Below are 13,394 nucleotides of genomic sequence, written 5' to 3'. Positions count from 1 at the left end.
ATTTTACTCGATTAACCTTGTTGTTCTTCTTTTGTTGGTCCCATTACACCAGGAACAGGAAGTCCTGCTTGGCGTAGAAGAACGGTCATTTGACCACGGTGGTGCGTTTGGTGGTCTAGAAGACCACGAAGTAATGCCCCTCTAGTCGTATCTCCAGCAAAGCTTTCGATTTTCTCCACTAATTTTTCGTCCGTTAAATTAGCTTCTGTCTCGTGCTTTACTTTCTCCACTACTCTTTTATACGTCTCCACAATATCCGTAGCATTAACCTGATCTTTTTTGGCTCCGATTGCAGAATTTACATCCAACCCTACTAATCCTGCAAAAAATGCTGGGCTCGTAGCAAGATGCCATCCTAGCCATCCTAGAGTACTATGCCCTTCCACGATTGCTTGATCTAATTTTTCATCAGATAATGACTGGAGGACTCGAAGTGTTCCTTCCGCCGCAACAGACCAATCTGTTATAAAATCATTTACCGTTCTATACATTTATACCGACTCCATTCATAAGTAACATCAATTTCATTGTAATTATAGTTCGTGAAATATTCAACTTAAGTTACCTGGGGCATTTTTTTGACATAATTTACTTTCAATTATGCATAAAATAATAGATACGTTCCTATTACGAAAGGAGATTCATATTGGCAGATAATACGCAGCAACCTTTTTATCAACGATGGAGCTTTATTTTGTTCGTTCTATTTTTAGGAATAGCAGTTATTGCAAATGTAGTCAATCAAACAGAAAAAGAGGAACCAGTTAAAGTAGAAGTAACCGACTCACCTTTTTATAAAAAAATGGAAAAACAAGAGTTAAATGAAAAAATGGCACAAAGCGATAAGTCTCCGGAAGTAATTGCAGCGGAAATAATTATGAAGAATTTCGGGACAACGAATATAGAAAAGGAAAATGCTGTTCTATCGTCTAGATTTGAAAGTGGTGTTGTCGAAACTATTGCACTGGAAGTAAACTTTGAGTCTGCAGATTCCTTAAAACTTTCTATCTTAAATAGTACAGTAAAATTTATGAAGGCGATGAAATCACTAGACGAAGTTAATCAGGCTACCTTGATCGTACAAGCCCCACTGACAGATCGGTACGGAAATGTTAAGAACGATGATGTTATAGTAGTTCTAATTAGTAGAGAAACACTAAATAAAATAAATTTTAATAACTTTAATGCCAAAAATCTACCGGCTGTCGCAGATAGCTACTGGGAGCATCCCGCCTTATCAGCTGAATAATTTTATATCAGATTAACATAACCCCCACTTCAAAAGGAAATGGGGGTTATGCCTTTCTTTTTATTTACCGATCACTTTTCATCAATCTTATAGCCTGTATAGATAGTCGTACTAATAAAACTGCACATAAAAATAGTCCTACATATGCAGCCGTATTCATATAGACTGCATATTCTGCTTCTATAAATTGCCCAATTGCTAATAATGCAACCGAGATAATACCAAATGTAATGCCGACCATAAGTAAAATGAAACGAGAAAATAATTGTGTGACAAACACTGAATTATTTTTATCCGAAAAGATATCATGGTGTAATGTTATTTTACCACTTTCTACTCGCTGAATGAGATGATCTACTCGCCTTGGTATTTTACGGATAGTTGGTAACAGTAATGCTACTTCTTCCTCCAAACGTTCAAAGGTCTGCTTTGGTTCCTTAAATGGTTTTTTCCATAACGCTGACATATAATCTGTAGAATAGTCTTTTGCTTCATTAAAAATATCAAAGTCACTCTTAATCATGTGTAATGTTCCATCGAGTGTGACTATAGCTCTTAGAGCGATTCCTACAGATGGATAGAAAGATAAACCGAATTTGTTGACCACTTCAAAAAATGCTGAAATCAGTTCTTCGGTTGGAATATGAGAAATATAAGAGATTCTCAATAATAATTGCGCCATCGCATGTTCCAATTTCTCTCGTTCAATATGATCTACATCCTCTACTAATAGAGAGAGTGCATCATATAGAACGTCTGCGTCATTATGTTGAATACCCAATAAGAATAACTTCATACCCTCTTGCTGAGGTTGTGCTAAGCGACCAACAGCTCCAAAGTCTAAGAAAATAGGAGTTCCGTCCACATCATCTATAAAGATATTGCCTGGATGTGGGTCTGCATGAAATATTCCAGAATAAAGTAATTGATCAAAAAACGAATACAAGACAGTCCTTGCAAATTGCTCTCTGTCTACTCCAAGTGATCGAAATAATGTATCCCCATTTGCAACACTCTGTCCATGAACATATTCAAAAACGATCAAATGGCTATTGCTAAGCTCTGTATATATATGAGGTATTTTCACTTTATACGTACTATCTTTCAAGGCAGTAGTTACTTGAATAGCATTTCGCTTTTCAATCTCAAAATCAACTTCTTCTCTTAGATTTTCTGCAAAGCCAAGTGCAAGTTCGCGAAACCCAAGTTTTTCAGCCCATGTAGATTTTTCCGAGAACCATGACGCAAAGTCTACTAATATATTCAAATCATCACGCATCATATCTTTTATATCAGGTCGTAAAATTTTCACTACTACCTCTTTATTGTTTTCTCTAAGAATTGCTTTATGTACTTGACCTATAGACGCCGAGGCAATAGGAGTTAAGTCAAATTCGACGAACATATCCTCCATTTTATAAGGCAGGTAGGATTCTAAAATAGAATTTACTTGTTCGTTAGTTAGAGGCTTTACATGTTGCTGCAGCGATTCTAATTCTTTAATAAATGCAGTTGGTAATATATCTCCTCTTGTAGAAAGAACTTGACCAAACTTCACAAAAATACCACCGGATTGCTCCAACGTATCTTTTAATGCTTTAGCTAATTCGCGTTCACTTTCCTTGAATTTTGAATATTTGATTGTACGAGAAATACCGTTTTTCATTGCAATTTGGACAACTTGTCGCATTCTTCTCTGTCCACGCCATTGATTTCGTAAGCGAATCCACAATGATTTATTCCCAGATACTCTTTCACCCTTTTCCCCTATTGCCATCGGATCAAATAATTCAAAGAAAAGGTAAAGCAACATGGATATTAATAACATACTCCCAATCCAAATAATAGTACTGACATCCATATACGTATAAACAAAACTTTCCGATAAGAAATCTGTTCCACGTAAATAGGCGTACCAGTATACAAAGGACGTAAAAAACACACTAATCGCGACTGCCATTATCCGTTTAAAAAAGTTAATCTGTGATCCCATTAAACGACCACTCACAAAAAAGATGAATCCTGAAATAATTAAAATTTGAACTAATATTTTCACATAAATCACATATAACACGCTCCTTTCATCCACCTTATGTCTATTCCCTTTCTTTCATTTTATTAATCTTCTGTTTCTTTCACAATATTCATATCTAAAAATTCCAAATACAGTTACTCTTCTTGGACAAACTTCACTACATCATATCGACAATTATTACAAACCAATAAGTGTGGACAAATCTGATCTTTAGCTGTATTTGGATAACCATCCCCCATTTTTACAGTTTCTTCATCATTATAATGACCATACGGATCTAAAAAATCAGATACTTTTCCAGAATCCTCTAATAGATTATTACATTTGGGGCAATTTATATTTAATACTTTTAACGAGTTACATAAAGGACACATGGCCATTAATATCTCTCCTTTTGCTTTTCTAAATAGTATCCATTTTTATTTAGATATTATGCAAGATGGTTAATGACCAGAGTTAAATTTCGTATCCTACGCTTTTGATGGTTATTCAAGTAAGTGTGCAGTTTAACTATACAAATATTAAAGCTACAAATCTTATTGAGGAAAATCCGATTTCTTGCGAATTTCATTCAACTTTTCAAGTCGAGCGGAATCTTCTTTGAAATATTGAACAAGGTTTTCAATTTTTATAATAGAACTCATACTCATATGATGCTCGATTCCTTCTACATCCTTATAAATATTTTCTTCATTAACCCCAATGATTCTTAAAAAACTTTCTAACAATTCATGTAGGTCTACTAGTCTCTTCCCCATATTGCTTCCTTTTGTAGTCAGTATTAAGGGTTTATACTTTTCGTACACTAGATATCCCTCTTTATCAAGTCTTCGAACCATTTTTGTAACAGATGAAGGATTAACCGACATAGCTTCTGCAATATCTGACACTCGTGCGTAGCCTTTACTTTCGTTGAGTAAATAAATTTCCTCCAGATAGTCCTCCATGCTCGGTGTAGGCATTTGAAGCCCTCCTTTACAATAGTACCTTCAAAATTTCAATGTAACATACGCTTATTTTTCTGTTAATCCACTTAAAATAATATTAATATTCCATTCCATCATTTTGATATAAGTATCGCCGTCCTCTCCTGGCTTACCAATGGAGTCAGTAAAAATTTTCCCGAAAATTGGAACACCGGTTTCATTAGAAACCATTTCCATACTACGTGGGTCTAAACTTGTTTCAACAAATAAGACAGGGCTTTTTTTCGAACGAATAAAATCAACAACGGCCTTTACTTGATCAGGCGACCCCTGGTTTTCTGCGTTAATTTCCCAGATATAGGCCGCTTCAAAACCATATGCTTCACAGAAATATTTAAATGCCCCTTCGCTTGTAATCAACAGTCGCTGTTCTTTAGGAATTTCGCTAAAACGATTAACAGCCTCCTGATGTAGCTTTTCCAGTTTCAAGATATATTCCTTTGCATTTTTTTCATAAACATCGGTATGTTCTGGGTCAACTTTTATCAACCCTTTTTTCACATTCTCCGCATACTTAATTCCATTACGAACGTCTAACCATGCATGTGGATCTTCTTCTGATTCTTTTCCTTTGGATGTTAAGTATTTTGGCTTTACTCCTTCACTTAACCGGAATACTGGTGCCTCTATTCCCGCTTTACCTGCAGTAAGCAACAACTTTTCAAACCAGGAGTTCCCCCCTTCTAAATTCAGCCCATTGTAAAAAACGACATCTGCATCCGTTGTTAGTTGTACATCTTTTGGCAGTGGATCATATTCGTGTGGATTCGAACCGACTGGAGCCAAAGTATGAACCTCTACACGATTACCACCAACATTTTTGACGATATCGTAAATAATGGAGTATGTGGCAATTGCTTGAATTTTATCATTATTATCGTTCGCTGCTTTCACATCTTCTTTTCCACAAGCTGCAATAACAAAGACCAAAGAAATACTGGTAATAAATAGTAATAATTTATGAATTTTCATCTAAACCCTCCGTTTTTATATTACTAACGAGATAATAGTTCTCTTTTTCTAACGTTCTTTATCGCACGAAACACCAAGCCTTGTTTGGGCGAAAATACAAATGCAAGAACAAAAAGTACCGTAGCAGCAAGTACTATAGCCGCACCTGATGCTAAATTGTAGGTATAACTAAAATACAAGCCAAATATGGAAGCTAACACGCCGATTCCTGCTGATAGGAAAATCATGACCCAAAGACGATTTGTCAACAAGTATGCGGTAGCAGCTGGAGTGATGAGCATCGCTACAACAAGCACAATCCCAACTGTTTGAAGGGAAGCTACTGTCACCAACGTTAAAAGTGTCATTAAGAAGTAATGGATAACTCTTGTTGGTAGCCCGTATGCTGCAGCCATTGTTGAATCGAACGAACTGACGAGAAGTTCTTTGTAAAAGGCATAAACGCATACCAGAACAAAAACTCCGATAATCAATGTTGACCACATCTCCGATGGTCGAACTGCAAGCACGTTTCCGAATAAAATATGATACAAATCAGTACTACTTTTCATAAGTGTGATCATTATAATCCCAGTGGCAAATGCAGCAGTGAACATAATTCCAATCGAAACATCATTTTTAATACGGCTGTTCTGACTTATAAAACCAATACCTAGTGAGGTCAGTACACCGAAAAATACTGCCCCAAAAAAGAAGTTAATACCGAGCATATAGGACAAAGCAACACCTGGTAGCACGGCATGTGAAATAGCATCTCCCATCAAAGCCATTCCTCTCAAAATAATAAAACAACCGATCACCCCGCAAATAATTCCAACCATAATGGAGGTAATCAATGCTTTTTGTAAAAATCCATAAAACATAAGGGCATCCATGAAATTTATCATGCTTTCACCTCCAGATTTGTCAAAGAGGAGAATTGATTGTTATAAGCCTTATCTAATACTTCTGGTCGAATCACTTTCTCCACCTCTCCAAAGTCAATGAGTTCTTTGTTCAAAAGGATTAGTTCATTGAAATAAGCAGTTGCCTTACTCAAATCATGATGAACAACAACTACGGTTTTTCCAATGTCACGAAGTTGCTTCAAGATAGATATGATCGTTTCTTCACTCGTAACATCAACACCAACAAATGGTTCATCAAGTAAATAGACTTCTGGCTTTTGTGCCAATGCTCTTGCGAGAAAGACTCTTTGTTGCTGCCCGCCTGAAAGTTCTCCAATTTGCCGATTACGAAGTTCTGTCATCCCTACCTTTTCCAAACATTCATGCGCAAATGCTTTGTCTATTTTCTTCGGACGTTTAAATATACCTAATTTTGGATACGTGCCGAGTAGCACAGTATCAATAACAGTAATAGGAAAATCCCAATCAATGCTGCTTCGTTGTGGAACATAAGCTACTTTTGTCCTCATTTCCTTAATCGTCTTACCTAGAATCGCAATCTCCCCTTTTTCCTTTTGAATAAGGTTCAATAATGCTTTTAATAATGTTGACTTCCCTGCACCATTCGGCCCAATAATACCCACTAAATTCCCTTCTTCAACTGTGAAACTAACATTTTTCAAAGCCTCACTACCGTAGTAGGACACATATAATCCATTTACTGCAATGGCTGTCTTCACAAATAACCCCTCCTCCGCTAATATTAAATGCCCGAAATTTGCACAAGGGCAATTTTTTTCCGAGATATTCATCATTATTCAAAATGATAAAAGCACCAATACTTTCTTACACGCATTATTCTTTCCTTAAGGAAACTTTTAGGTTAAAAAAAAGCTAATTAACTGCTAATTATGTTTGGAAAGTAGATTTTGTCTTTAAAGTATATGAAGCCCACTTCATATTAGTTCCCTCAAAACTACCAATAAAAAAAATAAATACACATTCTTAAATAAATCATCATCTCATTTCTATAGCATACGTTTGTTGATGATAGCACTGATGTTAAAACGTAAGCCCATTTGCTTTTTAAGTAGATAAAATAACTTTAACAGTTTAAGTGCTCCAAATTGAGGTACATATATATTAAGACCAATAAAATAATATTTATAGGAGGAAATTATTTTGAAAACAAAAATGATTGCATTACCTTTAGCTTTATCTTCTTTACTAATACTAGGAGCATGTGGCGATGACGATACAGATGTGGAAGATATCGAAGTAAATGATCCAATGATAGAGGATGATGGAGAAAATGATACGGGTGTAGAAAACGAAGCAAATAATGAAGAAGAAAAAATAGAGGAAGATGATGTACAGGAAGAAGAGGATGCAGAAACACAGGATGAGGGTTCAATAAACGATTCAACGGATGATGCGAATGACTAAACGAAAGCACTTTTCACTTTTAATAGTGAAGAGTGTTTTTTTTGCTAAGAATTCTATATAAATTTGGAGATTAGCAGATTTATAAGTAAAAATTCTATTCTATTATGGTATTCTCAACAGAGGGGTGCATAATGAAAAACAAACCAATATATGTAGAAATTAGCATCAATGAAAATATAGAACGTGTATGGGAGGCTACCCAGAATCCCAACTTGCACGAGCAATGGGATTTACGTTTTTCTTCTATTACGTATTTACCAAAAGAAGAAAATGAAGCTCAACTTTTTGAATATAAAACAAATATAGGATTTGGTTTTGCTATAGAGGGTTGGGGAAAAAGCGTCGGTACTTTTCATGCAAAAGATGATTCAAGGACATCGTCCCTACATTTCGGAACGGATCATCTTCTTTCTCCTATTAAAGAAGGAAAAGGTTATTGGAAGTATGTGCCCGAAAATAATACCACTAAGTTTATCACTCAATACGACTACGATGCGGCATATGGTGCTTTTGGTAAACTTCTGGACAGTATTACTTTCAGACCAGTAATAGGCTGGGCAACGGCATTAAGCTTTGATGTGTTAAAAAGATGGCTTGAAAAAGGAGATACTCCGTCAACGCAATTTACTCGATTTTTTACACATTGGATTATTACCTTTCAATTCTTTTTCGTTTGGATTTATCAAGGATTAGTACCCAAATTAATCATGATGCATCCAGAAGAAGTCGCCTTGACTAGTGCTTTGCTTCCTCTCAAGCTAAACGATGCCCATAATGTTGTCGCAGTCATAGGTATTATAGAGATTATCTTCGGCTTAATATGGATTCTTTACCGAAATAAAAGGAGATTACTAAGATTGCAATTAGTATTACTTCCACTGCTAACCATTTTTGCAATAACTGCCGACTCTTCGGTACTTTCACATCCGTTCAATCCGGCAACATTTAATTTATCTTTAATTGTTCTAACGATCATTGGCTTGTTATCTAGCAAAGATATCCCCACAGCGAGAAGCTGTAATCGCGTAAGGTAAGGTGCTTGTATATGTCCATTTATAAAGAAATTCTTGGAGAACAATTTTATAAGTTGCAACCAATGCTTCAAAATAGATATGGATTTGAAGAAGTTAAATCCTTTAAGGCAACTGGAGTGATGTATAAAATAACTAGTGGTCCCAAATGGTTATATCCTTTCCAAATGTTTGCTGCACGCAGAAAGTTTTTGTTTCCTGAACATGGCAATAATATACCTTTTCATATTATCAATGAACAACAAATTGGTCCTAATGGGGAGAAACAGGTTCACTGGGAAAGAAGGTTTTATTTCCAAAATTGTAACAGAGATTTTAATGCTCTTATGACTTTAGATAAAAATAAGCAGATAGTGAAGGACTACCTAGGTGAGCCTAGTCTCTTTTACTCTGAGTTGACTTTTAAAGTTACAGATCAAGGTCATCTAAGGATCGAATCTCAAAAACAACGAATTGTGTTGGGAAAATGGGAACTCCCCATTCCAAAAATGTTCCAAGGAAATGTTTTAGTCAAAGAATGCTATATGGAAGAAAATGAAGCTTTTTATATACAAGTATTAATTACGAACCCATTGATCGGTACTTTATTTGAATATAAGGGAGAATTCCAATCTGATGATTTTTAAGTGGCTTGTTGGGATACATATTATTTTGTTCGCTGTGACTGCATTTTTTACTGTAAACCCTTGGTATTTTTTGATGCTGTCAATAGCGCAGATTTTGTTTGTCCCATTAACTTTACAACTTATTATTAAAGTAAAACTCAGAATATATTATTTTGTCCTTCCCGCTATTTTTTCAGTTGTTGTACTGCAAGTAACAAATGAAACTAGCTTTGACATTGCACTAGCTTTCTTATATTTACTGTTTACACTTGCTATTGCGATATATGGATTTGGTCGTTTTCTTCAAAGAGGCTTTGCATATTTAGAGGAGTTTTCAATAGATGTTGGGCTCATGTATTTATTCCTGGGAGGGATTTGGTTTTTTGCTTTCGAAGTAGGGATTGATACTAGCTTCTCCCCTATGTTAACTTGGCTGACAGCAATTCATTTTCATTATTCTTCTTTTCTATTACCTATTTTTGTAGGATTTGTCGGGAGAGTTTATAAACATAAGAGTTATCGTGTTTTTACTTCGATTATTTTGGTCTCACCATTAATAGTTGCAGCAGGTATTACATTTTCACCTTGGCTTGAATTAATGGCTGTCCTTTTATACATTATTGGTATTTATGGTTTTATCGTTATTGCGTTTAAAATTCCTTTTAAAGGACTGCTTCAAAAAAGTCTAGTTTTAATTTCGTTTAGTGCATTATGTATTACAATTATTTTCTCTTTACTCTATGCGGTTGGAAATGCTTTTGGTGTATTTCAAGTAAGCATTGCGTTTATGTTGAAGTTTCACGGTTTTTTAAATTGTTTGTTATTCGGATTAGGGGGTGTAATTGGTTGGTCAATTTGGACACCTGCTCCTTCCTACGAAAAGTGGAATTTTCCGATAAGCCATATTAGAGGGAAATTTGTTATTGGCGAACAAATACTAGAACGTAACAAAGGGACCGAGACCTACAATGGACTTGTAGATAATATGGATATATATGTTAATAAGAAAAATGTGAAGCCTGGAATTATCGACTTCTATGAAAATACTAAACAATACCAATTGTTTTCTGAAGTACATTGGCATACATGGTTTAAGCCTTTTGCCACTGTCTATGGAGTTATTAGTCAAAAAATCCAACAGTTGAATCTACCCTATTCTTCTAGAAAAATGGAGATGATTGGCGATATTATAGCTGTTGAAGATAGTCGTTATAAGACTAGGGCATGGCTTCGTAAAATAGAATCTAACGTTATTTTTGTCGCCTTATATTCCTTACATGAAAAAGGCGAGAAAACATATATGAATATTGCATTGCCGCTCCCATTCTCATCAATGATTGGCATACTTGAACTGCAAGAGCTAAACAATGGAAATCTGCTATTAACAAGTCGAGGTGGTTATTCTTTTGATACAGGAATTTACTTATCGATTCGTAAGTTTGTTTTTAAGCTGCCACTTCAAGAGCAGTTTTTAATCGAAGAATTACCTGACGGACTACTTAATGCTAAACATCGGATGAAAATCTTTGCCATTCCTTTTTTGAGTATCAACTATACGATTGTTAAGAAATAAGCACATTGTATTTTGAACATTTGCGATCCATGTAACGCAAAACTAGTGCTTCACTATACTGTGTAATATACAGGGAATTATTAACTTCAAGAAAGCTTGTCTATTATTTGCTCTATATTTTTTAATACATTTTTTTAAAAGAAGGTCTTTTTGTGTTAGATAAACTAAACGTATTCCTCCAAAAATACATTGCTATCTTGACCCCTCTCAGTTTGGTTTTAGGGGTATTATTAGAAAGTATTGGGCAAAATTTATTATTTCTTGTATCATGGCTTTTTGCTTTCATGACATTTGCAGGAAGCTTAAGCATGAAATTTAAAGACGTTAAAATTTTCGTTAAACATCCAGTACTCATTTTATTCACCATTGTTTTTCTTCACCTATTAATGCCTTTATGGGTTTATTTCTTATCCACTGTCATATTCGATGACCATTTATTGACTGTTGGTTTTGTATTATCGGTTGCTGTTCCCACCGGTGTAACAAGTGTTATTTGGATAAATATTTGCAAAGGAAACTTGCCGTTAGGCTTATCTATTATATTAATAGACACTCTACTCTCTCCGTTTGTCATGCCTTTAATGCTCCATATAGTTTCAGGAGAAAAAATTCATTTAGATGTTGCATCACTAATCCTTAATTTATTTTTAATGATTGTGTTGCCCACTATTTTAGGTATAACGGTGAATGAACTTTCAAAAGGGGAAATACCAAAGAAATTTGGAAAGAAACTTGCTCCTTTTTCAAAGCTGTGTTTGTTTGCAGTTATTATGATAAATAGTAGTGTGATCTCTCCATATTTAAAAGATTTCAACACACAGTTAATTTCTGTCTTATTCTTAGTGCTTTTATTTGCTGTTTCAGGCTATGGTTTCTCCTTACTCATTGGTCGTTATATTTTAAAGGACTATCCACAAATGATTACTTTTGTATTTACAGGAGGAATGCGAAACATTGCAATAGGGGTAATTATTGCCACGACCTATTTTCCAAGTAAAGTAGCAATGCCTGTAGTATTCGGTATGTTATTTCAACAGGTTTTGGCCTCCATATTTAGCAAGGTCATTACAAAAAGTACTATTCCCAAAAATAAATAGCTTAGAATTTAAATTATTGGACACCGCTGCTTAGGCGGTGTTTTTTCCTCAATGTATCTCCAAGCTCATTATGTTTTAATGTACATTTTTTTACTAAAGCACCCGTTCGTTCAATAATAGTAGATAATTTTTAAAACTCTTTTTGAAATATCGTTATTTTAGAACAATATTTCCGCTTTCATCAAATGCAGTCCAACCTTTGTCAAATGCTGGATATTTCACATCTTTTTTAATAATTTCAATTGGAACACCTCTATAACGAATTAATAAGAGGATACTATCACTCGATTTGTCATATTCATAATGATATGAAATACCTTCTTCATCAAATTCATAATAAATTGACCATCTACCTTGTTCATAATTTTTATGAGAATACTTTTTCGACACTTTATTTTTATCGATACCTTGAGCTGCCATGTACGTATCGATCCGTTCTTCCGCTAATTTTTCATAAGCTGGAAAATTCACATACCAATTTGACACACTTCCAATTAAAATAAATACAAGTATGGTCAATATGGTTATTGTCTTTTTCTTTCGCATGATCCAACACTTCCTTTTTTACAAATTATCACATTAATACTTATGCAACATACCTTTCGTTAATTGAGTTTTTCACCTTTTAAATGCCAGTGACAAACAAATAACTTAACAACTAGTAATCCTCCTAATTACACCTGCCCGATTGGGAGACATAATTAGATAAATAACTTTTTTATTGTTATTCTAATCTTTCTAAAAAGTAACAAATTATACCTGTTAGTGTAATTTTACACCAAATAATAATAACCTTCAATACTATTTCTTCAGAATCGTAGTATAAATAAAAAAACCATACGAAGTGATTTTTTCACTTCGCATGGTTTCTTTTTCAGGTATTAAACACTCATTAACACTGCTTGATTCTGATTTCAGTATACAAAACAGCACTGGCGAGATAGTCTAAACCTGTTAGTTAAAAATTGCTATAGAACAAATAAAAGAAAAAGCTAATCCAACGCTCCATACACAACCTAGTAATTTTTGATTATGTATGTCTTTTCCTTGCTTTAATTTTTCTAATAGTTGGACTAAATTAAGAAACCATAGTATCGAAAATAATAACGCTGCTAAAAAGTATGTAAATTCCATTTTACCCTCTCTTCCTTTTATAATAATGAATCTAACAATTCTTAAAATAAATCAACCATTAGCTTAATAAAATGTACAAACCGATAAATAAACCAAATCCAGCCGATAGCATAGAAATAATACCAATTACTTTTCGTTTTTCTTGAATTTCACTAATTCCTTGAATTAAAACCATTAACCCTAAGAGAAATAGTGTATAAGGCAATATTCCATATTCATTAGTTAATAACATATAACCCGATAAAGAAAACACTATAATTCCTAAAATATATCTAATTGTTTTCATCATTAATCTCCAATTTGACTATCTTACGACCAATTTCATTATTTTCTTGTTTAAGTAAACTGCTGACTCCTTCACATTTAATCAATCTTTAAT

General features: G+C 34.3%; 15 protein-coding genes. 6 read left to right on the top strand and 9 right to left on the bottom strand.

Annotated features, from left to right (window positions below; genetic code table 11):
- Positions 1-11 precede the first annotated feature (11 nt).
- Complete coding sequence (locus BLR36_RS05675; RefSeq protein WP_093060744.1) at positions 12-491, bottom strand: DinB family protein; 480 nt, start codon at positions 489-491, stop codon at positions 12-14.
- 155 nt (positions 492-646) lie between these two features.
- Here BLR36_RS05675 and BLR36_RS05670 point away from each other — a divergent pair, with 155 nt between their 5' ends.
- Positions 647-1,249, top strand: coding sequence for a hypothetical protein (locus BLR36_RS05670; protein WP_093060743.1), 603 nt, complete (start codon positions 647-649; stop codon positions 1,247-1,249).
- Between the two features lie 64 nt (positions 1,250-1,313).
- Here the strand turns inward: BLR36_RS05670 and BLR36_RS05665 are convergent, their stop codons facing one another.
- The 6 genes from BLR36_RS05665 to BLR36_RS05640 form a co-directional block, all read right to left on the bottom strand.
- Positions 1,314-3,314: an ABC1 kinase family protein gene (locus tag BLR36_RS05665; protein WP_093060803.1), complete on the bottom strand. Its 2,001-nt coding sequence runs from the start codon at positions 3,312-3,314 to the stop codon at positions 1,314-1,316.
- 104 nt (positions 3,315-3,418) lie between these two features.
- Complete coding sequence (locus BLR36_RS05660; RefSeq protein WP_093060742.1) at positions 3,419-3,664, bottom strand: hypothetical protein; 246 nt, start codon at positions 3,662-3,664, stop codon at positions 3,419-3,421.
- Between the two features lie 156 nt (positions 3,665-3,820).
- Positions 3,821-4,246 (bottom strand): transcriptional regulator MntR, encoded by a 426-nt coding sequence (mntR, locus tag BLR36_RS05655; protein ID WP_093060741.1) that lies wholly within the window; start codon positions 4,244-4,246, stop codon positions 3,821-3,823.
- Positions 4,247-4,297: 51 nt separating this feature from the next.
- A complete protein-coding gene (locus tag BLR36_RS05650) occupies positions 4,298-5,242 on the bottom strand; it encodes a metal ABC transporter solute-binding protein, Zn/Mn family (protein WP_093060740.1) in 945 nt (314 codons plus the stop codon).
- 23 nt (positions 5,243-5,265) lie between these two features.
- Positions 5,266-6,129 (bottom strand): metal ABC transporter permease, encoded by an 864-nt coding sequence (locus BLR36_RS05645; RefSeq protein ID WP_371326698.1) that lies wholly within the window; start codon positions 6,127-6,129, stop codon positions 5,266-5,268.
- On the bottom strand, positions 6,126-6,869 hold the full coding sequence (locus BLR36_RS05640) for a metal ABC transporter ATP-binding protein (RefSeq protein ID WP_093060739.1): 744 nt from the start codon (positions 6,867-6,869) through the stop codon (positions 6,126-6,128). The genes BLR36_RS05645 and BLR36_RS05640 overlap by 4 nt, the downstream gene beginning before the upstream one ends.
- A gap of 442 nt (positions 6,870-7,311) precedes the next feature.
- Between BLR36_RS05640 and BLR36_RS05635 the strand changes: the two genes are divergently transcribed.
- The 5 genes from BLR36_RS05635 to BLR36_RS05615 all read left to right on the top strand — a co-directional run bounded on the left by BLR36_RS05635 (position 7,312) and on the right by BLR36_RS05615 (position 11,881).
- On the top strand, positions 7,312-7,575 hold the full coding sequence (locus BLR36_RS05635; RefSeq protein WP_093060738.1) for a hypothetical protein: 264 nt from the start codon (positions 7,312-7,314) through the stop codon (positions 7,573-7,575).
- A 131-nt stretch (positions 7,576-7,706) separates the two neighbouring features.
- Positions 7,707-8,609, top strand: coding sequence for a DoxX-like family protein (locus BLR36_RS05630; protein ID WP_093060737.1), 903 nt, complete (start codon positions 7,707-7,709; stop codon positions 8,607-8,609).
- An 11-nt stretch (positions 8,610-8,620) separates the two neighbouring features.
- Complete coding sequence (locus BLR36_RS05625; protein WP_093060736.1) at positions 8,621-9,232, top strand: DUF4166 domain-containing protein; 612 nt, start codon at positions 8,621-8,623, stop codon at positions 9,230-9,232.
- The gene (locus BLR36_RS05620; RefSeq protein WP_093060735.1) at positions 9,222-10,784 is read left to right on the top strand and encodes a YndJ family protein; all 1,563 of its coding nucleotides are present in this window, start codon (positions 9,222-9,224) and stop codon (positions 10,782-10,784) included. Before BLR36_RS05625 ends, BLR36_RS05620 begins: the two co-directional genes overlap by 11 nt.
- A 152-nt stretch (positions 10,785-10,936) precedes the next feature.
- Positions 10,937-11,881, top strand: coding sequence for a bile acid:sodium symporter family protein (locus BLR36_RS05615; RefSeq protein ID WP_093060734.1), 945 nt, complete (start codon positions 10,937-10,939; stop codon positions 11,879-11,881).
- A gap of 153 nt (positions 11,882-12,034) precedes the next feature.
- Here the strand turns inward: BLR36_RS05615 and BLR36_RS05610 are convergent, their stop codons facing one another.
- Positions 12,035-12,427, bottom strand: coding sequence for a DUF3139 domain-containing protein (locus BLR36_RS05610; RefSeq protein ID WP_093060733.1), 393 nt, complete (start codon positions 12,425-12,427; stop codon positions 12,035-12,037).
- A 646-nt stretch (positions 12,428-13,073) separates the two neighbouring features.
- The gene (locus tag BLR36_RS05600) at positions 13,074-13,301 is read right to left on the bottom strand and encodes a YczI family protein (protein WP_175453975.1); all 228 of its coding nucleotides are present in this window, start codon (positions 13,299-13,301) and stop codon (positions 13,074-13,076) included.
- Positions 13,302-13,394 lie beyond the last annotated feature (93 nt).

It is taken from the genome of Psychrobacillus sp. OK028 (assembly GCF_900103605.1).
Lineage (GTDB): Bacteria > Bacillota > Bacilli > Bacillales_A > Planococcaceae > Psychrobacillus.
Note: the sequence above shows the minus strand (reverse complement) of the source record. Positions and strands in the feature narration are given on the sequence as shown.